Annotated in this window: 24 protein-coding genes; 23 read left to right on the top strand and 1 reads right to left on the bottom strand. The window is 38.0% G+C overall.

Features of this window, described 5'->3' with window-relative positions:
• The first annotated feature begins 15 nt into the window (after positions 1 to 15).
• The 9 genes from M028_RS0107020 to M028_RS0106980 all read left to right on the top strand — a co-directional run bounded on the left by M028_RS0107020 (position 16) and on the right by M028_RS0106980 (position 6,902).
• Entirely contained in the window at positions 16 to 1,284 is a 1,269-nt protein-coding gene (locus M028_RS0107020; protein WP_026573269.1) for a tetratricopeptide repeat protein, read from the top strand.
• Between the two features lie 33 nt (positions 1,285 to 1,317).
• On the top strand, positions 1,318 to 1,884 hold the full coding sequence (locus tag M028_RS0107015) for a ReoY family proteolytic degradation factor (RefSeq protein WP_026573268.1): 567 nt from the start codon (positions 1,318 to 1,320) through the stop codon (positions 1,882 to 1,884).
• Between the two features lie 97 nt (positions 1,885 to 1,981).
• Positions 1,982 to 2,446, top strand: a complete 465-nt coding sequence (locus M028_RS0107010) for a YpiF family protein (RefSeq protein ID WP_026573267.1) — start codon at positions 1,982 to 1,984, stop codon at positions 2,444 to 2,446.
• A gap of 144 nt (positions 2,447 to 2,590) precedes the next feature.
• Positions 2,591 to 3,097 (top strand): ubiquinol-cytochrome c reductase iron-sulfur subunit, encoded by a 507-nt coding sequence (locus M028_RS0107005; RefSeq protein ID WP_026573266.1) that lies wholly within the window; start codon positions 2,591 to 2,593, stop codon positions 3,095 to 3,097.
• Between the two features lie 3 nt (positions 3,098 to 3,100).
• Entirely contained in the window at positions 3,101 to 3,775 is a 675-nt protein-coding gene (gene qcrB / locus M028_RS0107000) for a menaquinol-cytochrome c reductase cytochrome b subunit (protein WP_026573265.1), read from the top strand.
• A 68-nt stretch (positions 3,776 to 3,843) separates the two neighbouring features.
• Positions 3,844 to 4,617: a menaquinol-cytochrome c reductase cytochrome b/c subunit gene (locus tag M028_RS0106995; protein WP_026573264.1), complete on the top strand. Its 774-nt coding sequence runs from the start codon at positions 3,844 to 3,846 to the stop codon at positions 4,615 to 4,617.
• 76 nt (positions 4,618 to 4,693) lie between these two features.
• Positions 4,694 to 5,287 carry a DUF1405 domain-containing protein gene (locus M028_RS0106990; RefSeq protein ID WP_026573263.1) on the top strand — a complete coding sequence of 198 codons (594 nt, stop codon included), beginning with the start codon at positions 4,694 to 4,696 and terminating at the stop codon, positions 5,285 to 5,287.
• 78 nt (positions 5,288 to 5,365) lie between these two features.
• Positions 5,366 to 6,160: a sporulation protein YpjB gene (gene ypjB / locus M028_RS0106985; protein ID WP_026573262.1), complete on the top strand. Its 795-nt coding sequence runs from the start codon at positions 5,366 to 5,368 to the stop codon at positions 6,158 to 6,160.
• Between the two features lie 58 nt (positions 6,161 to 6,218).
• Positions 6,219 to 6,902: a zinc metallopeptidase gene (locus M028_RS0106980; protein WP_026573261.1), complete on the top strand. Its 684-nt coding sequence runs from the start codon at positions 6,219 to 6,221 to the stop codon at positions 6,900 to 6,902.
• 30 nt (positions 6,903 to 6,932) lie between these two features.
• Here M028_RS0106980 and M028_RS0106975 read toward each other — a convergent pair whose 3' ends face one another.
• Positions 6,933 to 7,805: a YitT family protein gene (locus M028_RS0106975; protein WP_026573260.1), complete on the bottom strand. Its 873-nt coding sequence runs from the start codon at positions 7,803 to 7,805 to the stop codon at positions 6,933 to 6,935.
• Positions 7,806 to 7,982: 177 nt separating this feature from the next.
• On the opposite strand from M028_RS0106975, the gene M028_RS0106970 reads away from it, so the two are divergent.
• The 14 genes from M028_RS0106970 (at position 7,983) to M028_RS0106905 (ending at position 20,553) form a co-directional block, all read left to right on the top strand.
• Entirely contained in the window at positions 7,983 to 8,327 is a 345-nt protein-coding gene (locus tag M028_RS0106970) for a nucleotide pyrophosphohydrolase (protein WP_026573259.1), read from the top strand.
• A gap of 5 nt (positions 8,328 to 8,332) precedes the next feature.
• Positions 8,333 to 9,136, top strand: a complete 804-nt coding sequence (gene dapB / locus M028_RS0106965; RefSeq protein ID WP_026573258.1) for a 4-hydroxy-tetrahydrodipicolinate reductase — start codon at positions 8,333 to 8,335, stop codon at positions 9,134 to 9,136.
• 11 nt (positions 9,137 to 9,147) lie between these two features.
• Complete coding sequence (mgsA, locus tag M028_RS0106960) at positions 9,148 to 9,564, top strand: methylglyoxal synthase (RefSeq protein ID WP_026573257.1); 417 nt, start codon at positions 9,148 to 9,150, stop codon at positions 9,562 to 9,564.
• Positions 9,554 to 10,270 (top strand): bacillithiol biosynthesis deacetylase BshB1, encoded by a 717-nt coding sequence (gene bshB1 / locus M028_RS0106955; RefSeq protein WP_026573256.1) that lies wholly within the window; start codon positions 9,554 to 9,556, stop codon positions 10,268 to 10,270. The genes mgsA and bshB1 overlap by 11 nt, the downstream gene beginning before the upstream one ends.
• A complete protein-coding gene (bshA, locus tag M028_RS0106950; protein ID WP_026573255.1) occupies positions 10,267 to 11,412 on the top strand; it encodes an N-acetyl-alpha-D-glucosaminyl L-malate synthase BshA in 1,146 nt (381 codons plus the stop codon). Before bshB1 ends, bshA begins: the two co-directional genes overlap by 4 nt.
• The gene (locus M028_RS0106945) at positions 11,405 to 12,604 is read left to right on the top strand and encodes a CCA tRNA nucleotidyltransferase (protein WP_026573254.1); all 1,200 of its coding nucleotides are present in this window, start codon (positions 11,405 to 11,407) and stop codon (positions 12,602 to 12,604) included. The genes bshA and M028_RS0106945 overlap by 8 nt, the downstream gene beginning before the upstream one ends.
• Positions 12,589 to 13,566: a biotin--[acetyl-CoA-carboxylase] ligase gene (locus M028_RS0106940; RefSeq protein ID WP_026573253.1), complete on the top strand. Its 978-nt coding sequence runs from the start codon at positions 12,589 to 12,591 to the stop codon at positions 13,564 to 13,566. The genes M028_RS0106945 and M028_RS0106940 overlap by 16 nt, the downstream gene beginning before the upstream one ends.
• 251 nt (positions 13,567 to 13,817) lie before the next feature.
• Positions 13,818 to 14,654 (top strand): 3-methyl-2-oxobutanoate hydroxymethyltransferase, encoded by an 837-nt coding sequence (panB, locus tag M028_RS0106935; protein ID WP_026573252.1) that lies wholly within the window; start codon positions 13,818 to 13,820, stop codon positions 14,652 to 14,654.
• Complete coding sequence (gene panC / locus M028_RS0106930; RefSeq protein WP_026573251.1) at positions 14,651 to 15,499, top strand: pantoate--beta-alanine ligase; 849 nt, start codon at positions 14,651 to 14,653, stop codon at positions 15,497 to 15,499. Before panB ends, panC begins: the two co-directional genes overlap by 4 nt.
• A 44-nt stretch (positions 15,500 to 15,543) precedes the next feature.
• Entirely contained in the window at positions 15,544 to 15,927 is a 384-nt protein-coding gene (gene panD, locus M028_RS0106925; protein WP_026573250.1) for an aspartate 1-decarboxylase, read from the top strand.
• Positions 15,928 to 16,059: 132 nt separating this feature from the next.
• Complete coding sequence (gene dinG, locus M028_RS0106920; protein WP_026573249.1) at positions 16,060 to 18,858, top strand: ATP-dependent DNA helicase DinG; 2,799 nt, start codon at positions 16,060 to 16,062, stop codon at positions 18,856 to 18,858.
• A gap of 85 nt (positions 18,859 to 18,943) precedes the next feature.
• Positions 18,944 to 19,792 carry a hypothetical protein gene (locus tag M028_RS0106915; protein WP_026573248.1) on the top strand — a complete coding sequence of 283 codons (849 nt, stop codon included), beginning with the start codon at positions 18,944 to 18,946 and terminating at the stop codon, positions 19,790 to 19,792.
• Between the two features lie 104 nt (positions 19,793 to 19,896).
• On the top strand, positions 19,897 to 20,067 hold the full coding sequence (locus M028_RS31980) for a YpmA family protein (protein ID WP_071353850.1): 171 nt from the start codon (positions 19,897 to 19,899) through the stop codon (positions 20,065 to 20,067).
• A 12-nt stretch (positions 20,068 to 20,079) separates the two neighbouring features.
• Complete coding sequence (locus M028_RS0106905) at positions 20,080 to 20,553, top strand: cell wall elongation regulator TseB-like domain-containing protein (protein ID WP_026573247.1); 474 nt, start codon at positions 20,080 to 20,082, stop codon at positions 20,551 to 20,553.
• The last annotated feature ends 9 nt before the right edge of the window (positions 20,554 to 20,562 follow it).

Below are 20,562 nucleotides of genomic sequence, written 5' to 3'. Positions count from 1 at the left end.
CGAGAGGATAAGAGAATGGACCGCATAAATAAAATTATTCAAATGTTGGAAAAAGGTCAACATAAAGAAGCATTAACTGAATATAATGTTGTATTAAACAGCGGCATGTCTGACGAAAAATTCCTTTTAGCGGAGGAGTTATACCAATTTGGGTTTTTAGAAGAAGCACAAGCTCTAGTTGAAAATCTTTTAGAGATTTATCCCGAAGAAGGTGAACTTCTGGTTCTTCTTGGTGAGATCCTAGTTGAAGCTGGTGAAGAGGAAAGAGCGATTCTTGTTCTTGAAAGAATAACCGAACAAGATCCAAATTATGGACAATCGTTATTATTACTTGCCGACTTGTACCAAGTTCAAGGGCTTTACGAGGTTTGTGAAAGAAAGCTATTAGAAGCAAAGAAAATTTTACCTGAAGAAGTGATAATCGATTTTGCACTAGGGGAGCTTTATAGCGAACAGGGTGAAATCATCAAGGCAATGGCCGCATATGAAATTGTATTAAAAGAAAACAGTATGATTGCCGGTGTTAATATTTATCAACGGATGGCCGAACTGTTAAGCTCCTCAGGTGCTTTTGAAGAAGCTTTGACCTACTATGATAAGGCACTCGATGAAAAGTTAGAAATTAATACCCTTTTTGGTTATGCATTCACTGCACTCCAGGCAGATTACAATCGTACAGCAATCGAGAAGTTTGAGGAATTAAAAGTGCTTGACCCAGAGTACCACTCCTTATATTTACATCTTGCAAAGGCATACGAACGTGAAGAAGAACTGGAAAATAGCTTCCGCACCATTCATGAGGGGATTAAACAGGATGAATTTAACAAGGAACTCTATTTTTATGGAGGGAAAATAGCAATTAAACTGGGTAAAACAGACAAGGCCGAGCAACTTTTTCGGGAGGCGCTTGCATTAGATCCTGGTTTTATAGAAGCAGCCCTGACGTTAAATAAACTGTTTATTCAACAAGAGCAATATGAGAATGTAATTGATTTAATTTCCCAGTTGGATTTTGAGGAAGACGAAGAACCCCAGTTTTTATGGGATGCCGCCCTAAGCTTTCACAGATTAGAGGAATTTTCATATGCATTAGACAAATATGAAGCAGCATATACTTTTTATAAAAACAATCCAGACTTCCTTCGAGATTACGGATATTTTTTAATTGAAGAAGGAAAAACGGACACTGCTGCCGAAATTTTTAAACAGCTGCAAAAACATGATCCAACAAATGAAGAGTACATCGATTTACTTGAACGTTTTAAAGGTACAGAAGATTACTAATAAAGCTGAAAAGCGCAGAGGAGGGAAACTTTTATGGCAACCCCTGTATCTGTCAACGAGAAAAAGGACTTTATTCGCTGGTTTTTAAATCATTATCAACTAAAGAGAAGAGAATGTGTGTGGATCCTCAACTATTTAATGAGCCACGATCAATTAATGGAAAAGGTTCATTTTGTCGAGCAAGCCCAGTATTGCCCACGAGGATTGATTATGTCTACCCATTGTGTTGATAAAGTACCGTTTCGCTTTTATAAAGAAAATGTGATGACAACAGATGCTGAGAAGTCTTTTCACGATATCCGCTTAAATCGTGACGAAGAAATTTTTATTCAATTGAACTTTCATGCATCGAATCAGGCACATCAATATGCAGCTGTACTGGAAGAAAACCCTTTTGTACCGAAACACCTTCAGGAAAATGAAAAAGACGGGATAATCGCAGAACAATTTCTTCAAAAGAGTATCGAACGCTTTCAGAGGGAGAAACTGCTCCAATTAATTGACGAAGCGTTAGACAAACAGGATCAAGCAGCTTTTCATGAGTTAACCGGAAAATTAAATAACCTGAAAAAAATCGAGCAAAAAGGTGGCTTGCTATAAGCAGGCCTTCTTTTTTTTGTCATTCATCGTAAAATGTTGATGTTGATGTTGAAAATGGTATGATGGTAATAGTGAGATTAAAGGCTGGTGTTAAAAAATGAAATGGATACTGAAAGACATTGAAACATTTTTAGGCGCAAAAGAATACATAGACACGGCGATTATCCCCATTTACTCTGTTTCCTTGGGGGATGAGATGAAAGACTCGGCAGCAAGGCACGAGTTTATAACCTTGCTTACAGGTTATTTGGAAAGACAGTTTACCGGAAGAATTTTATTATTTCCCCCATATACATACTTAAAAAATGAAAAAAATGAAAATACTATGAATGAATTAAAAAAATGGGAGGAAAATATCAAAAATAGTGAAATAAAACATATTTTTTTCATTACATCTGAATTTGAATGGAAATCGCAAGAAGAAAAACTTAATGGTTCGTTAATTTGGCTTCCTTCGATTCCACTCGAACATATGGACGAGACTCAGAAGGTATCGATCATTGATTCACAGGTCAAACAGCTTGTAAACCTATTTACTGAAAAGTGGCACAAAAATGACTAATTCTTTACGGTAATAATATGTTTTTAAAATAGTATGATATTGACCTTGCTTGAAGATTGATATATCATGGTTATGTCCTAGTTTTATATGTGTTTAATAAATGTCCGTGTGGACTAAAACTTTAGAAATAGAGGGGGGATATGAATGAGTAAGAATCGCGTTACAAGACGCCAATTTTTAAGCTACACATTAACCGGTGTAGGTGGTTTCATGGCTGCGGGGATGTTAATGCCAATGGTCCGTTTTGCTGTGGATCCTGTTTTAAAAGCCGATGCAGGCGGTGAATTCATACCAACAAAGCAAAAGGCGGCTGATTTAACAAGCGAGCCAGTTCGTGTAGACTTTACCTTTAAGGAAAAGGATGCATGGTATGAGTCCGAGGTTACCAATACTGCCTGGATTTATAAGGACGATAGTGGGAAAATTGTTGCTCTTTCACCAATTTGTAAACATTTAGGCTGTACGGTTAACTGGAATACGGATAAAGCACATCCAAACCAATTCTTTTGTCCATGCCATTTTGGACGATATGAAAAGAATGGTAAAAACATTCCGGGAACACCGCCGCCACAACCGCTTGATCTTTATCCTGTAAAGGAAAAAGACGGGTTTATTCTTTTAGGTAAAGCACAACCACGGACGGAGGTGTAATAATTGTTAAACAAAATTTACGATTGGGTAGATGAACGTTTAGATATTGCGCCTTTGTGGCGGGATATTGCAGACCATGAAGTACCTGAGCATGTAAACCCAGCGCATCATTTTTCTGCGTTTGTATATTGCTTTGGAGGTCTAACGTTTTTTGTAACCGTAATTCAAATTCTCTCTGGTATGTTTTTAACAATGTATTACGTACCGGATATTAAAAATGCTTGGGAGTCCGTTTATTACCTTCAAAATGAAGTAGCATTCGGACAAATCGTACGCGGAATGCACCACTGGGGAGCTAGTTTAGTCCTTGTAATGATGTTCTTACATACGTTACGTGTCTTTTTCCAAGGTGCGTATAAGAAACCTCGTGAACTTAACTGGATTGTCGGAGTACTAATTTTCTTCGTCATGCTTGGATTAGGTTTTACAGGATACCTATTACCTTGGGATATGAAAGCGCTATTCGCTACAAAAGTAGGTCTTCAAATCGCCGAGGCCACACCATTTATTGGCTCTTATATCAAAGTATTGCTTGCGGGGCATGAACACATTGTAGGTGCTCAAACCTTAACCCGTTTCTTTGCGATTCACGTGTTCTTCCTGCCTGGAGTATTATTTGGTTTAATGGCTGCCCACTTCGTTATGATTCGTAGACAAGGGATTTCAGGCCCACTTTAATACTCAAATGATAATGAAGAACTTGTAACTATTTTTTCACTTTTACGAAAAAAGGAGGGGATCGCTCGATGCATAAAGGTAAAGGTATGAAATTCGTAGGTGACTCACGTGTAGTAGCACCAGAGGCACGTAAAAAAATGCTGCCAAAGGATTACTCAGAATATCCTGGTAAAACAGAAGCATTCTGGCCTAACTTTCTATTAAAAGAATGGATGGTTGGGGCAGTATTCCTTGTCGGTTTTTTATGTTTAACAATTGCACACCCGGCCCCGCTAGAAAGAATTGCGGATCCGACTGATACAGGCTATATTCCATTACCGGACTGGTACTTCCTCTTTTTATATCAATTACTGAAGTACTCATATGCTTCAGGTCCATACACGGTTATCGGAGCTTTAGTTATTCCAGGCCTTGCCTTCGGAGGATTATTATTGGCTCCATTCTTGGACAATGGTCCGGAGCGTCGTCCATTAAGACGTCCGTTTGCAACAGGGATTATGTTGCTTGCATTAGCTGCTACGGTATTTTTAACATGGCAATCAGTTGCTACTCATGACTGGGCTGCTGCGGAGCGTCAAGGTAAAATTGTGGCGAAAGTTGAAATTGATAAGTCAAATCCTGGATATGAAGTATTTAAAAGCCAAGGCTGTATTAACTGTCATGGGGAAAACCTTCAAGGCGGTGCAGGAGCACCAGCACTAACTGCCACTGGTTTAAAACCAGAAGAAATTGCAAATATCGCAAAAAATGGTAAAGGTGCAATGCCAAAAGGTATCTTCAAAGGTAATGACGAACAACTTAAACAGCTTACTGAATTTATTTCAGGTCTTGGAGAAAAATAATAGAAAAAATAAAAAAAGCTGGCGGTTTCGTCAGCTTTTTTATTGATATCTAAAAAATTTGTTAGGGGGAAAATTGGTGAGATGGGTCTATCCTCTTCTGGCTAATCGCTCGGTTCTTAAACTTCTGCTGCTTGTTAATATTATTGGGACTGTTTATGGCTATTATTGGTATGGATGGCAGCTAAAAGAAACACCGGCAAAATTTTTAATTTTTGTTCCTGACAGTCCAACCGCAAGTTTATTTTTTGTGATTGTTCTAATAGCATTTTTAATGAGAAAAAACTGGCCATTAATTGAAGCTTTGGCGATAGTTACTCTTTTTAAGTATGGAATTTGGGCAGTGGTCATGAATATTTTAGTTTATTTTGTTGAGGGAGAACTGAGTTGGGCAGGATATATGTTAATTTTTTCACATTTTGCCATGGCTGTTCAAGGACTTTTATATGCACCGTTTTATCGTTTAAAATGGTGGCATGTAATTGTGGCCGCGATATGGACTTTACATAATGATGTGATTGATTATGTCTTTTTCATGCTTCCTCGATACGAAATGTTAAATCGATACATACCTGAAATAGGATACTTTACTTTTTGGCTTTCTATTTTGTCCTTAGGAATTGCCTATTATTTATGTATCCGTCCAAACCACTATAAACTTGAAATAAAATAAAAGTAAAATATTAAAATTTGGTCTATCCTTGTCCAACCGTTCATACATTTTATTAGTATTGAAAGGGGGGGACAAGGATTGAAATTTAAATGTTTTTTATTTTTTGCAATGGTTTTGCTGCTCGCTCCCATAAGCGTCCATGCTGAGCAAACTTCACCTATGGAACAGCTTGATGATATTTCTGATGAAGCACTTCAAATGGTGAAATTTCATAGATATGATGATGCTAAAAAGCTGCTTAATTATTTCTCTGATCAATTTACAAGTTTAAAAAATAAACAACAGCCGTTAACGGTGGACGAGCTAAGAATTATAAATACTTCACATGATGAAGCACTGGAAGCTGCAGCTAGCCCGGACATGAAATATGAGGAACGAATTAATAAATTAACAACATTCCGTCTGGTAATTGATGCGATTGGGACAAGCAATAGACCGCTTTGGACGGAAATGGAAGGCCAAATTATGACAGTCTTCCACCAGGCTAAAGAAGCAGCACATAAAGGTGATTCTGCTGATTTTCATTACAATTTTAATCACTTTCTCTCTCTTTATAATGTCATCTATCCGAGTATGAAAGTGGATGTTAATGCAGAAAATATACAAAAGATTGATGCCCGTATTCATTTTATTGATGAATATCGTTCTCAGATCATAAGTGATTCGAAAAGCCAAAAAGAACTGGATGTCTTAGATTCTGATTTAAAAAATCTTTTTGAAAATATGGATGAGGATGAGGCAGACCCGTCTTTATGGTGGGTTATCATCTCGACAGGAAGCATCATTATAGCAACCTTATCTTATGTCGGTTGGAGAAAGTATAACGGTGATAAAGAAATGAAAAAAGGACGCTCTAGGGATCGAAAAAATTGACGAATGGATATGGCAACAGTAAACTGATAAGCAACAAGAGATAAAATGGAGGTTCATCATGTTTTACCTAATATATTTTGCAATAATCGTCTTGATTCCGTTATGGGCTCAGCTGAAGGTGAAAAGTACTTTTGCAAGATATTCACAAGTCCCTTCCACCACATATCGGACTGGTGCGGAGGTTGCAAGAGAGATATTAAATGCCAATGGTTTATATAATGTGGGAATTGAGCAGGGACATGGATTTCTAAGTGATCATTATGATCCAAGAACGAAAACTGTCCGGTTATCACCTGAAAACTATCACGGCCATTCATTAGCCGCTGCGGCAATAGCTGCACATGAATGCGGACATGCCGTTCAAGATTCACAAGGGTACGCTTTTTTAAGATTTCGCCATGCCCTCGTACCGGTAGCAAATATTGGTTCTAATTTTTCTTGGGTACTGATTATGATAGGGATATTTGCTCATTTGAGCGGGATGTTGCTTTTAGGAATCATTTTTATGGCAGCAGCAGTCCTCTTTCAATTGATTACACTGCCTGTTGAGTTCGATGCATCCAGCCGGGCTATGAAACAAGTCGTTTCTTTAGGACTAATTCGCAACGATGAAGCTAAGAAAACTCGTAAAGTTCTCAATGCAGCAGCTCTTACTTATGTGGCAGCAGCAGCCGTAGCAGTACTAGAATTACTTAGACTTGTCCTCATTTATACAGGAATGACTCGGAATAATGATGATTAAAAAACAATGTCCGTTATCGGACATTGTTTTTTAATCTACGATTGGCATCTTATTTTCGTCTAATGTGAATCCTTCACCATGGACATCATGAACAATGCTGACTGATATGAAGGCATGTGGATCAATTGCCGTTATTAAATTTTTTAAACGGACAATTTCATTTTTGGCAACGACACAATAGAGGACATCCCGGTCATTTTTCGTATAGGAACCATATCCTCTTAAGGCAGTAACACCCCGTTCCATTTCCTCCATAATTATTTTGGCAATTTCTTCGTTTTTTTCTGAAATAATCATTGCGCCTCTTGCGGTATAAGCACCTTCCTGCATAAAGTCTATGACTCTGGCACCAACAAAAACCGCGACTAACGTATACATAGCCTGGGTATATTTTAGATATGTAAGCAAGGATAAAATAATCACACATGTATCAAACATGAACATGGTTTTTCCCATATTCCAGCCAATATACTTTTGAACAAGTCTGGCGATGATATCGACTCCTCCGGTAGTTCCTCCTGAACGAAAAATAACTCCCAGACCAATTCCCGCAAATACTCCGGCAAATAAGGCTGCCAATGTTAGGTCATGTTCTAGTGGCATATTGATTGAATATCTTTGGAATATCCATAAAAATATCGAAACACCAACTGTGCCAATTATGGAATAGATAAATGCGTTTCTCCCGAGTATTTTCCAACCGATTAGAAACAGAGGGATATTTAAAATAAGGTTCGTATAGGATGGGTCCCATTTAAACAAAAAGTATAATAAAAGTGTAATCCCGGTAAATCCACCTTCGGCCAATTTATTTTGCATATTAAAATTGACAAGACCAAATGACATAATGGCGGTACCAATTAAGATGAAAAGAATATTCTTTATTTTAAGGCCAAAAATCATCAAATCTCCCCCTTTTTTTCCAATATTTTTCTCTCTATCAATGTTTTTTATTATATCCAATTACGATTGGAAGAGCAATCCTATTAGAAAGTTCCCACTTTCAGCAAAAATATTTGTAAAATAGCCTTATTTTAGCTACTATGAATAGCAGTAAGACACTTAACAGAGGTGAAAAAGATGTCAATCGGAAAGTCGATGAAGGACCTGCAAAATGAGGTTGATCAATACATAGGTCAATATAAAGAGGGATACTTCAGTCCATTAGCGATGCTGGCAAGGATGACAGAAGAATTAGGTGAACTTGCGAGGGAAATCAATCATTTTTATGGTGAGAAGCCCAAAAAGGACAGTGAAACAGAAAAAGCAATTGAGGAGGAGCTTGGTGACTTGCTGTTTGTGTTAATTTGTTTCGCTAATTCTTTACATATAGATTTAGAAGATGCTCATAATTATGTGATGAATAAATTTAATACTAGAGACAAAAATCGCTGGACAAGAATTAATTCTGAAAATGGAGAGTGAGTTCAATGAAATCAATAAAAGTAATTATTGCCGGACCGCGTGGAAGAATGGGAAGAGAGGCTGTTATGCTGGCAGCGAATACGGAGCATTTCGAGTTGGCAGCCGTGGTCGATTATAAATTTGATGGGAAGCAGCTAAATGACATACAAGGCTTTCAACTTCCAATAGAAGTCCCTGTCTTCGGGAACCTTGAATCATGTTTACAACATATTAAAGCGGATGTGTTAATCGATTTAACCACACCGGAAGTAGGCATGCATCATACAAAAACTGCGCTACAATACAACGTTAGACCTGTAGTTGGAACAACTGGATTTTCTAAAAGCGACCTAGAAGAGCTGGAGAGAATATGTACTGAAAAAGAAATAGGCTGTATCATTGCACCTAATTTTGCAATTGGTGCTGTTTTAATGATGAAATTCTCCCAAATGGCGGCGAAATATTTTCAGGATATTGAAATTATTGAACTTCATCATGACCAGAAACTTGACGCGCCATCGGGCACAGCTGTTAAAACGGCAGAAATGATTGCCGAAGTAAGAGAGGCAAAGAAGCAGGGGCATCAAAATGAAAAAGAAACCATTACAGGTGCAAGAGGTGCAGATTTTGATGGAATGCATATTCACTCGGTTAGACTCCCTGGTTTAGTTGCACACCAGCAGGTTTTATTTGGGTCTGATGGACAAACCTTAACTATTAGGCATGATTCTTATAATCGCGCCTCTTTTATGTCCGGGGTGAAAGTAGCTGTAGAAACAGTAATGAACCTAAAAACATTTGTGTATGGTCTTGAAAATATTTTAGAATAGGAGGTCTGGATATGAATATTGCCTTAATCGCCCACGATAAAAAAAAGAATGATTTAGTTCAATTTGTCACGGCCTATCAGACAATTTTTGCAAAGCATACCTTGTTTGCAACAGGTACAACTGGATTACGAATTAATGAAGCTACAGGGTTAGAATTAACCCGATTTAAATCCGGGCCTCTTGGTGGCGATCAGGAGATTGGTGCGATGATTGCAAAAAATAAAATGGATGCCGTTTTCTTTTTTCGCGATCCACTAACCGCACAGCCGCATGAGCCTGATGTTACTGCTCTTGTTCGGCTTTGTGATGTATACTCGATTCCGCTTGCAACGAATATGGGTTCTGCAGAATTATTAATCCGTGGATTAGACCAAGGATTGCTTGAGTGGAGAAATGTGATGAAAAATGGTGAGAGCAATGGAAATTAAGTCTTTAGATATTCTCGCATTTGGTGCTCATGCCGATGATGTTGAGATTGGAATGGGCGGGACGATTGCTAAGTTTTCTGAGCAAGGAAAACGAATTGGTATTTGTGATTTAACTGACGCAGGACTTTCTTCGAATGGAACAATAGAGCTTAGGAAAATAGAAGCGATGAATGCAGCAGATATCCTTGGGGTGGCCTTTAGAACATCGCTTTCCCTGCCGGATAGAGGGTTATATCTAACCGGTGAATACATAAAATTGATTGCCGGGGTCATAAGGCAATTAAAACCTAAAATTGTCTTTGCCCCATATTTTGAAGACCGCCATCCCGATCACGGAAATTGTGCACGCCTCGTGGAGGAGGCCGTTTTTTCTGCAGGAATCCGCAAATTTAAAACTGATCAGGGTGAGGCACCGCATCGGGTTGAGAGAATGTATTTTTATATGATTAATGGTTTTCACAAACCGGATTTTACCACTGATATCTCGCAGCAAATCGAGAAAAAACTCAAGGCATTGAGGGCATATAAAAGTCAATTTGAACGAACAGAAGAAAGCTTCGATACACCACTAACGAATGGATACATTGAAACAGTTGAGGCAAGGGAAAAAATGTTTGGGAAACTTGTTGGTATCCCATTTGCTGAAGGATTTAAGTCGAAAGTTCCTCTTCTCATCGATCATGATTTATTAGGAGAGTCAAGATGAGGAAACTTAAAATTGGAATTACCTGTTATCCGACAGTCGGCGGTTCGGGTGTTGTTGCAACAGAGCTTGGAAAAATGCTCGCCGAGAAAGGCCATGAAATCCATTTTATTTCATCGAGCATGCCTTTTAGACTGAACCGGATGTACCATAATATTTATTACCACCAGGTGGATGTAAATCAATATTCTGTATTTCAATATCCACCCTATGATCTTGCTTTAGCAAGTAAAATGGCTGAAGTAGCTAATCGAGAGAAATTGGATTTACTTCATGTTCATTATGCAATTCCACATGCTGTTTGTGCGATCTTAGCGAAACAAATGAGCAATCATGACATAAAGATTGTTACCACTCTGCATGGAACGGACATAACGGTTTTAGGCTATGACCCATCATTGACCGACGCGATTAAATTTGGCATTGAAAAGTCAGATGCCGTGACGGCTGTCTCAAATGCATTAATTAGTCAGACCTATGAACTGATTAATCCGGATAAACAAATTGAAACAGTTTATAATTTCATCGATGAGCGTGTCTATCAAAAAAGTGATGTACAGCATTTAAAAACTGAATTTCAAATAAAAGAATCGGAAAAGGTAATCATTCATGTTTCCAATTTCCGTGCTGTAAAACGGGTTCCGGATGTCGTAAAAACGTTTGCGAAAATTTCCAAAGTCTTGCCTGCTAAGTTACTATTAGTTGGTGACGGTCCGGAAATGACGAATGTTTGTAAGCTCGTCCGTAAATTAGGTGTGGAGGACCGTGTTCTGTTTTTAGGAAAACAAGAAAGCCTTGAAGAATTATATTCCATCAGTGATTTAAAGCTCTTATTATCCGAAAAGGAAAGCTTTGGTCTAGTTGCACTTGAAGCAATGGCATGTGGTGTCCCGTGTATCGGGACAAATGTTGGCGGCATTCCTGAAGTGATAGAACATGGAAAAACAGGATTTTTATGTAAATTAGGAGATATTGAGGATATCTCTAGTAAGGCTATTCAAATTTTAAGTGATGAACATCTCCATGAAGCATTTTCGTTAAGAGGAATAGAAACGGTTAGAAATAAATTTAATGCTAATAAGGTTGTTGAACAATACGAACAATTATATTTTAAACTTTTGAACAAAGGTGAAGTGTATGATTGAGCCTTTTTTATCTGCCCTCCCGGTACTTAAAAAATTAGAAGACTCGGGTTACGACGCCTATTTTGTCGGGGGATCGGTCCGGGATTTTCTTTTAGGGAAGCCAATTAGTGATGTTGATATTGCGACATCCGCGACACCAGATGAAGTGAAAAAGGTTTTTCCAAAAACGGTTGATATCGGAATAGAACATGGAACCATTCTTGTTTTGTATCGGGATACATCCTATGAAATTACAACTTTTAGAACCGAATCTGAATATCAGGATTTCCGAAGGCCAAAAGAAGTCTCATTTATACGTAACTTGGAAGATGATTTAAAGCGTAGAGATTTTACGATGAATGCAATCGCAATGGACCAAAGTGGAAAGCTAATCGACCCATTTGACGGTCAAAAGGCAATTTTGAAAAAAATCATTCAGACTGTCGGACAAGCAGAGGAAAGATTCCAAGAAGATGCGCTAAGAATGATGAGAGCAGTCCGCTTCATGAGCCAGCTATCCTTTTCAATTGAATCGCAGACATTGTCAGCTCTCGAAAAACTTGCTTCCCTGCTAGATAAAATTGCTGTAGAACGGAAACGGTCAGAGTTTGAGAAACTTCTGCTCGGCCCAAATTGTAAGGAATCTGTTAACGTTATGCTTAACACAGGTCTATACCACTATCTTCCAGGTTTAAATGATAAGAAAGAACAACTAAAAAAACTTGCCTGTTTAAATTGGGAGAGTTTGACAAAAAATGAAATGTGGGCACTAGTACTTTATTGCCTGAATTTTGATGGAAAAGAAGTTGAACAATTTTTAAGAAATTGGCGGCTGGCCCTTAAAGATATTAGAGAAATTCAACAAATCATTTTATTTCTCTCTTCTCGGCTTAATAAAGAATGGGAGCTTTATGATTTGTATTTGGCAAAACGGGACACCATCATATCAGTTGAAAAGCTTTTTCAGGTGATAAATGGAATGAAGGAAGTTCAAATGATTAACAATTTGATAAAACGTTACGACAGGCTACCTATAAAGGAACGGGGAGACCTCGTGGTCAGTGGGAACGATTTGCTTCAGTGGTGCAATCAAAAACCCGGACCTTGGTTAAAAGATACTCTTTTAACTATTGAACACGCTATTATCGAGGGAAAATTAATCAATGAAAAAAACGATATTAAGGAGTGGCTGATGGAGTGCAATCAGAAATAAGAAAAGAATTGCTGGATGCCTTCACGAATGCTGGTGAATCCTATTTATCAGGACAACAATTAGCAGAATTGATTGGCTGTTCCAGAACGGCTGTTTGGAAGCACGTGGAGGAACTTCGTAAGGAGGGCTTTGAGCTTGAAGCAGTTCGACGAAAAGGGTATCGAATTTTGAAAACTCCTGAGAAGATAACGGCAGATGAAATTAGGCTTGGGTTAAAAACAGAATTCATCGGCAGGAATATCTATTATGAGGAAAGTGTGGAGTCAACGCAAAAGATTGCTCACCGGTTAGCAAATGAAGATGTTCCCGAGGGTACCACCGTCATAGCGGAAGAGCAGTTTTCTGGAAGAGGAAGAATGGAAAGAAAATGGCATTCTCCAAAGTATACAGGCATCTGGATGAGCCTAATCCTTCGCCCGAATATACCGTTAACAAAGGCACCCCAGTTGACACTGTTAACGGCTGTAGCAGTTGTACAGGCAATAGAAGAGATTACAGGCTTAACACCCGAAATAAAATGGCCAAACGATATCTTAATGAACGGAAAAAAGGTAACGGGTATTTTAACCGAGCTTCAAGCGGAAGCAGACAGAATTCACTCTGTTATTATCGGGATTGGAATCAATGTGAATCAGAAAAATGATGATTTTCCGACAGAACTGCAGGAGACGGCAAGTTCTCTTTTGATTGAAAAAGGCGAGCCGATATCCCGAGCTGAATTAATAAAAAGTATTTTTTTGTATATAGAAAAATGGTATGGAATTTATTTAGAGAAAGGCTTTTCTGCAATTAAGCTGCTTTGGGAAAGCTATGCTGTTAGTATCGGCAAACATCTAAAAGCCCGCACTTTAACAGAGGTAATTGAAGGAAAAGCGCTAGGAATAACGGAAGATGGTGTATTACTTTTAGAAGATAAGAATGGAGCCATCCGACATATCTATTCTGCAGACATAGAGCTTTAACAATCTTTAGTTGCACATTTCGTATATTTTGTTATAATTCCATTGGGCAGTATCAAATCAGAACTGCACCTCTAGATTAAAAAAACACATAAAATTGGATTCTGCCTAGATCCGAAATTTCGGACCGGGACAGAGGGATGAACATAAACAAGAGTAACAATGATCCTCTCTGCCTTCAGAAGGATCTTTTTATTTTCGAAAAGATACTCTTTACGTTTACTCACCTCTTCCTAATAAAAGGAGGTACGATGATGAAGCAAACGACTGATTTTCTGAAAATGAAACAAAACGGAGAAAAAATTGTCATGTTAACGGCCTATGATTATCCTTCCGCTAAACATGCCGAGCAAGGAGGAGTAGACATCATATTAGTTGGGGACTCATTGGGTATGGTTGTCCTCGGTTATGACTCTACAATCCCCGTAACCCTTGATGACATGATCCACCATACAAAAGCGGTTAAACGTGGAGCCAAAGACACCTTTATTGTCGCTGATATGCCGTTTTTAACGTATCATCTGTCCCTTCATGAAACCCTGAAAAATGCCGGGAGATTGATTCAAGAAACAGGTGCACATGCGGTAAAGATTGAAGGAGCAGATGATGTTATTGAAAAAATAGCTGCCCTTACCAAGGCTGGAATCCCGGTTTGTGCCCATTTAGGGTTAACACCACAATCTGTAGGCGTATTAGGCGGATATAAGGTTCAGGGCAAAGATGCCCATGCAGCGATTAAATTGCTTGAAGATGCAAGAGAGTGTGAACGTGCAGGTGCATTTGCCGTTGTTTTAGAATGTGTTCCAAAGCAGCTTGCACATGAGGTTTCAAAAGAATTGAACATTCCAGTGATTGGGATAGGTGCAGGGCAAAATGTAGATGGACAAGTCCTTGTATATCATGACGTCTTAGGGTATGGAGTTGAACGGGTACCTAAGTTTGTAAAGAAATATTCAAATCTTGATCCATTTATTACGGAATCAATCCAAGCCTATACCGAAGAGGTTAAATCGAACAAATTCCCGGAAGATCAACACTCCTTTACAATGAAAGAAGAAGAACTTCAAGGTCTTTATGGAGGAAAACAATGAGGGTAATTCCAGCTGTCAAAGAAATGCAAGCAGAGGTCTTAAATCAAAAAGCACAAGAAAAATCGATCGGCTTTGTCCCAACCATGGGTTTTTTGCATGAGGGTCATCTCAGTCTTATAAAAAAAGCTAGAGAAGAAAATGAGCTGGTGGTATTAAGCATATTCGTAAACCCACTTCAGTTTGGTCCAAATGAGGACTTTGCCACCTATCCCCGCGATTTTGAACGGGACCGGGCCTTGGCGGAGAGTGAGGGGGTAGATTTTCTTTTCTACCCCTCTGTTGAGGAAATGTATCCGAATCCTTCATCCGTTACCTTAGTGGTTCAGAAACGTACGGACGTTTTATGCGGAAAATCACGTCCCAGTCATTTTGACGGGGTGGCAACAGTTTTGGCGAAGCTTTTCCATATTGTGCAGCCAACAAGGGCTTATTTCGGGAAAAAAGATGCCCAGCAAGTGGCAGTTGTTGAAGGGCTAATTACCGACTTAAATTTCCCGGTGGAATTAGTACCCGTTGATATTGTTCGTGAAGCAGACGGGCTTGCAAAGAGCTCAAGAAATGTAAATCTACTTCCTGAAGATAGAAAGCAGGCAGTTGTTCTTCATAAAAGCCTGCTGCAAGCAAAAAAGGTGATGGATGAGGGGGAGAGAAACCCTTCTACACTAATCAGTATAATTGAGGAAATGATTACTTCAGAGAGCAGTGGACGTATTGATTATATAGAAATATTGTCCTACCCTCAGTTACTTCCTTTAGAAAGATTAGGGGGGAAATTCATCATCGCATTGGCTGTACATTTTACTAATGTTCGTTTAATTGATAATTTCATCTTAGAAATAGATTAGTCTGTACAATAGAAAAACAACCAAAGACCGGGAGGAGAACTATCATGTTTCGTACGATGATGAACGGTAAAATCCATCGCGCAACTGTTACAGAAGCGAATTTAAACTATGTGGGCAGCATTACCATTGATGAAGATATTTTGGATGCGGTTGGGATGCTTGCCAATGAAAAGGTGCAAATTGTCAACAACAACAATGGAGCCCGTCTTGAAACCTATATTATTCCCGGTGAGCGCGGCAGCGGAGTGATTTGTTTAAATGGTGCGGCGGCACGGCTTGTTCAAAAAGGGGATATTGTTATTATTATTTCCTATGCGTTCGTTTCAGAAGAAAAATTATCTGAGCATAACCCAAGGGTCGCCATTATGGATGAAAACAACAAAATAAAAGAATTGCTACACGCTGAACCAGCGTTAACAGTGATGTAATCCCCTCTTTTGGGGATTTTTCTTTTTTTAGGTTCTTTTTATATAATAGTTTTAAATCTCTTGAAATAGTTTCTTTTTCTTTTACCTTTTTTGTGATACCGTTTTAATGAACGAAGGTTTGAGGTGTAAATAATGTTAGAAAATAAATATGTTGTTATAGATTTAGAAACCACAGGTAATCTTCCTAAAAAAGGGGATAGAATTATTCAATTTGCAGCAGTGGTCATTGAAAACGGTATAATCACAGAAAAGTTTTCATCACTGGTTAATCCAATAAAGCAAATTCCGGCTTTTATTGTAGAATTGACTGGTATTGATGATGATATGGTAAAGGATGCTCCTGAGTTTTCAGAAATTGCCCCAAGGATAGAGAAAATTCTTGAAGGGGCTTATTTCGTTGCACATAATGTATTATTTGATTTATCATTTCTTCAGGAAGAATTACAGCTTGCTGGCTTTGAGGGATTTTACGGATCAGTAATAGACACGGTGGAAATGGCAAGGATTCTGTATCCAACAGCAGACGGCTATAAGTTGTCAGATTTAGCAGAAAAAGAAAATCTGCAGCACGATCGTCCGCATCAAGCCGACAGTGATGCCGAAGTAACAGCAGAATTATTTCTTATTTTGCTTAACAAACTGGCATCAATGCCCATCACAACATTAAGACAGCTTTCACATCTTTCAGGCGGTCTTAAAAGTGATTTACAGCAATTGCTGGACGAGTTACTCGTGGAGAAGGATCTTACTGAAGAGGTCCTGCCAGAAGGGCTTGAAATGTTTAAGGGAATTGCTTTAAAAAAAGAAACTGCGAAGCAATCAGTAAATCGGGAAAAGGAGTCTCTTCATTATCCTGAAAAAGAAGCGGAAAAAATCAAAATAATAAAGCAGGCCTTTAAAAACTTTGAAAATAGAACCGGTCAACTTACAATGATGGATGGAATTTATCAAGCGTTTCGAAAACAGGAGCATTTGTTGATTGAAGCGGGGACAGGGGTAGGAAAATCTCTTGGTTATTTATTACCAAGTGTATTTTATTCTAAGCAAAACGGACAGCCTATTGTGGTGAGTACTCATACCATTCAGCTCCAGGAGCAGATTATTAAAAAAGAAATCCCAATGCTTGAAAAAATGCTTCCCTTTAAATTCACATCAGTGCTTTTGAAAGGAAGAAGTCACTATATAAGCCTGGTGAAATTCAACGAAACCTTATTAGATGAAAACGATAATTACGATACAACCTTAACGAAAATGCAAATCCTGGTCTGGTTGATGGAAACAGACACAGGTGATAAAGATGAATTAAATCTGGCAAGCGGAGGATCTTTTTATTGGAATCGGATAAAAAATGACCCAACTGTTTTTATACAATCAAATGAATGGCTTGAAAAGGATTTCTATCTTCGGGCTAAAAAAACAGCTGAGGAAGCAAATTTAATCATTACCAATCATTCTTTACTATTAAGTGATCTTTCCGCCAATGGGACCATTCTGCCTAATTTTGATTTCTGCATTATTGATGAAGGACATCATTTTGAGAAAGTAGCCAGTCAGTTTTTTGGCTTTAGCTTAGATTATTTGTCCACTAGAATGCTGTTAAGCAAATTTGGTCACTATGAACAGAAACAGCTTTTTTATCAGTTTGAGGAATTGCTGAAATTATCCGGCAGCAAAGCGGAAGTGTTGACACATACATCTAAAATAAACAAGCTGGCAACAGATTTATTTTATGAAATGGATGAATTTTTTAAGCTGATCGCCCTATATGCCAAAAAGATGGGAAGTAACAAAAAGGGATTCACCCGCGCAAAGGTGCGCTTTTCAGACGAAGACCATGGAAAAGAGAAGTCAGCACTTGTCCATAGTGCAGAAAGATTTGCATTCTTGCTAAAGGATTTGCATTCAGCCATGATGGACAGATTAGCATGGATTGAGAATAACAAAGGCAAACTGACACAAGAGCATAGGAATATAATCGAGGAATTGATTTCATTTCTACACGATTTAGAAGAATTGAAAAATACGGTCCAAGCATGCTTTATTCTAAAAACAAATTTTGTAAAATGGATGGAAGTAGACTATAGGTCTCCACAAAACGTAACAACCTTTATAGCGAAACCAGCCTCAGTTGCAGTAGCGCTCAGGGACAAGTTTTTCAATATGAAGAAAAGTGTTGTTGTGACATCCGCCACGTTAACGGTTAACCATTCATTTGAATATATAAAGAAGGAGATTGGCCTTCCTTCCGCTTGTACCATGATGATTCCTTCTCCATTTGATTACGGAGATCATGTTAAGCTATTGATTTCGGAGGATTTACCGGAAATCAATTCTGTCTCACTGGATGACTATGTTGTAACCATTACAGAACATATTATTTCACTTTCTGAAGCAACTAAGGGAAGAATGCTGATACTTTTCACAGCCTATGACATGCTGAAAAAGACATATGAACTCATTAAAGAAAGTGGTTTTTTAAGCGATTTTGCGATTTTTGCTCAAGGTATTTCCAGTGGTAGCAGAACAAGATTAACACGAAATTTTCAGCGCTATGATAAGGCCATTTTACTTGGGACAAGTAGTTTTTGGGAAGGTATAGATATCCCCGGAGAGGATTTATCCTGCCTTATTATTGTTAGGCTTCCATTTAGCCCGCCGGATGAACCCTTTACGGAGGCAAAATGTCAATATATCACCCAACAGGGTGGGAATGCCTTTTCGGATTATTCTCTTCCAGAGGCAATCCTTCGTTTCAAACAAGGCTTTGGCCGATTGATTCGAACAGCTTCAGACAGGGGGATTGTCATTGTTTTTGATAAAAGGATTATCACTACGAAGTATGGCAATGCCTTTTTAAAGTCCATTCCTGCTGTTCCGGTCAAAAAAGGTAATATAGATGAACTTGTGGAGATTATTAACGAGTGGTTATGAAAGATGAAATCTTCCTAACCATTAAATTCGGATAAAATTTGGTAAAATTACACATCCTATAGATAATATAGGGGAGGGAATGTGTATGAGAATTTTACTAATCCTAATAACTCTATTTTTACAAAATACTACATTGGGTTTTGCCTCTTCATTAATCCCGGATGATTTTGAAAGTATCAACTTAAAATTGAAAGACCATGAAATGGCCGTATCTTTTTTGGGGTTAACAAACGGGGAGGCAACCCTTATTCAAGGCCCTAATAATGAAAATATATTAGTGAATACAGGTGGAGAGAGCGTAGAGTCAGAATTAGATGAATGGCTTCGGTTCTATGGAGTAAAAGAAATTAATTCTTTAATTTTAACGAATAAACAAGGATTAAATGAATCTCAAATTAATCATTTAATCTCCAATTATTTTATAAAAGAAATTGTGACAACACGTGAAATTTCAAGTCAATTGTCGGCGCATTTCCATGGCGCTAATTTAATCCCTATAAAGGTCTGGGGAGAAGGGACAGCGAAACAGATTTTACCTGAGGTATTTGCAAACGTTCAGTTTTCAGGAAATGAACAGGATGAGGGGTTAGATTTTACTTTAAAGTTTTATAAACATCGCCTCTTTTTTATGACTTCCTATAGTCCAAGGTCACAGGAGATGTTAATGAAAAAAAATCTAGGTGATATCAATGTCTTTAAGGTTCCAACGATGGTCGAGGACAATTCTTTATCTGAGAAATTAATTCATACGGTCAATCCGCAAATATCGATTCTTTTTTCTGCAGAAAAAAACTCACCGGATATTGATATGATCCAGGATTTACAGGATTCCTGGTCGGAAGTATATTTTACAAAGAAGCAAGGTACTGTGACCATTAAATTTACAGAGTCCAACTATGAGGTTTTTAACATCCCAATTGAAGGGGATGAATAAAGGCAAAAAATTAATCTAATATTGGGTAAATTAAAACACGAAACCGTGCACACCTGTTATAATAGTTGAGGAGTTTTCCGATTTGGCAATAAAGGAGGCAGGATATGGAGAGTAAAATTGAAGTCTTATCAACGGTTAAAATCCAGCATGGTCCTGATTTATATAAAATAGTGGATGCTCTGAATCGCACACTAAAGGAAAAAGACCTCATGTTTGGACTTGCCCTAGATCAAGAAGATAAAAATAAAGCGATTTTTACCATTTATCGTACATAGTGAAGTGATAACGTGAAAAAATGGATTGTAAGTCTCGTAGTAATTATATTAGTTTTTACAGGGATTTTGGTTAAGGTTTATGTAAAAGCCCAAGAACCACTTAATACTGCAGAAAAAAAAGCCGTTGCTCTTGCTGAGAAAAAAGTTGCCATTAAAGAGGTGGATGACTTTCATGTCTATCATGGAATCGATACGGTTAATGTCATTGAAGGAAAAGCCAAAAACGGTCAAAAAATTATCGTTTGGATTCCTGAAAAGACGAAACAGATTATCGTAAGAAATGCGAATGCAGGTCTTACAAAAGAACAGGCAATAAAGAAGCTTTTACAAGAAAAAAATCCTGAAAAGATTATTTCTGTTCGCTTAGGAATGGAGAAAAACATCCCTTTATGGGAAATTTATTACCGTTCAAAAAATAATTTAATAAATTATTATTACATTCACTTTGAAACAGGCGAATGGCTAAAAAAAATTGAAAACTTTTAGTATAGTTGG

This window comes from Bacillus sp. UNC438CL73TsuS30 (genome assembly GCF_000482325.1).
Classification (GTDB): domain Bacteria; phylum Bacillota; class Bacilli; order Bacillales; family Cytobacillaceae; genus Neobacillus.
This window is presented reverse-complemented; position numbering and strand designations above follow the sequence as displayed.

Bases quoted from the DNA above. Each gene is read 5' to 3' on its own strand.
- M028_RS0107020 (WP_026573269.1), top strand. From the start codon at position 16: ATGGACCGCATAAATAAAATTATTCAAATGTTGGAAAAAGGTCAACAT.
- M028_RS0107015 (WP_026573268.1), top strand. From the start codon at position 1,318: ATGGCAACCCCTGTATCTGTCAACGAGAAAAAGGACTTTATTCGCTGG.
- M028_RS0107010 (WP_026573267.1), top strand. From the start codon at position 1,982: ATGAAATGGATACTGAAAGACATTGAAACATTTTTAGGCGCAAAAGAA.
- M028_RS0107005 (WP_026573266.1), top strand. From the start codon at position 2,591: ATGAGTAAGAATCGCGTTACAAGACGCCAATTTTTAAGCTACACATTA.
- M028_RS0106995 (WP_026573264.1), top strand. From the start codon at position 3,844: ATGCATAAAGGTAAAGGTATGAAATTCGTAGGTGACTCACGTGTAGTA.
- M028_RS0106980 (WP_026573261.1), top strand. From the start codon at position 6,219: ATGTTTTACCTAATATATTTTGCAATAATCGTCTTGATTCCGTTATGG.
- M028_RS0106975 (WP_026573260.1), bottom strand. From the start codon at position 7,805: ATGATTTTTGGCCTTAAAATAAAGAATATTCTTTTCATCTTAATTGGT.
- M028_RS0106970 (WP_026573259.1), top strand. From the start codon at position 7,983: ATGTCAATCGGAAAGTCGATGAAGGACCTGCAAAATGAGGTTGATCAA.
- dapB (WP_026573258.1), top strand. From the start codon at position 8,333: ATGAAATCAATAAAAGTAATTATTGCCGGACCGCGTGGAAGAATGGGA.
- mgsA (WP_026573257.1), top strand. From the start codon at position 9,148: ATGAATATTGCCTTAATCGCCCACGATAAAAAAAAGAATGATTTAGTT.
- bshB1 (WP_026573256.1), top strand. From the start codon at position 9,554: ATGGAAATTAAGTCTTTAGATATTCTCGCATTTGGTGCTCATGCCGAT.
- bshA (WP_026573255.1), top strand. From the start codon at position 10,267: ATGAGGAAACTTAAAATTGGAATTACCTGTTATCCGACAGTCGGCGGT.
- M028_RS0106945 (WP_026573254.1), top strand. From the start codon at position 11,405: ATGATTGAGCCTTTTTTATCTGCCCTCCCGGTACTTAAAAAATTAGAA.
- panB (WP_026573252.1), top strand. From the start codon at position 13,818: ATGAAGCAAACGACTGATTTTCTGAAAATGAAACAAAACGGAGAAAAA.
- panC (WP_026573251.1), top strand. From the start codon at position 14,651: ATGAGGGTAATTCCAGCTGTCAAAGAAATGCAAGCAGAGGTCTTAAAT.
- panD (WP_026573250.1), top strand. From the start codon at position 15,544: ATGTTTCGTACGATGATGAACGGTAAAATCCATCGCGCAACTGTTACA.
- dinG (WP_026573249.1), top strand. From the start codon at position 16,060: ATGTTAGAAAATAAATATGTTGTTATAGATTTAGAAACCACAGGTAAT.
- M028_RS0106915 (WP_026573248.1), top strand. From the start codon at position 18,944: ATGAGAATTTTACTAATCCTAATAACTCTATTTTTACAAAATACTACA.
- M028_RS31980 (WP_071353850.1), top strand. From the start codon at position 19,897: ATGGAGAGTAAAATTGAAGTCTTATCAACGGTTAAAATCCAGCATGGT.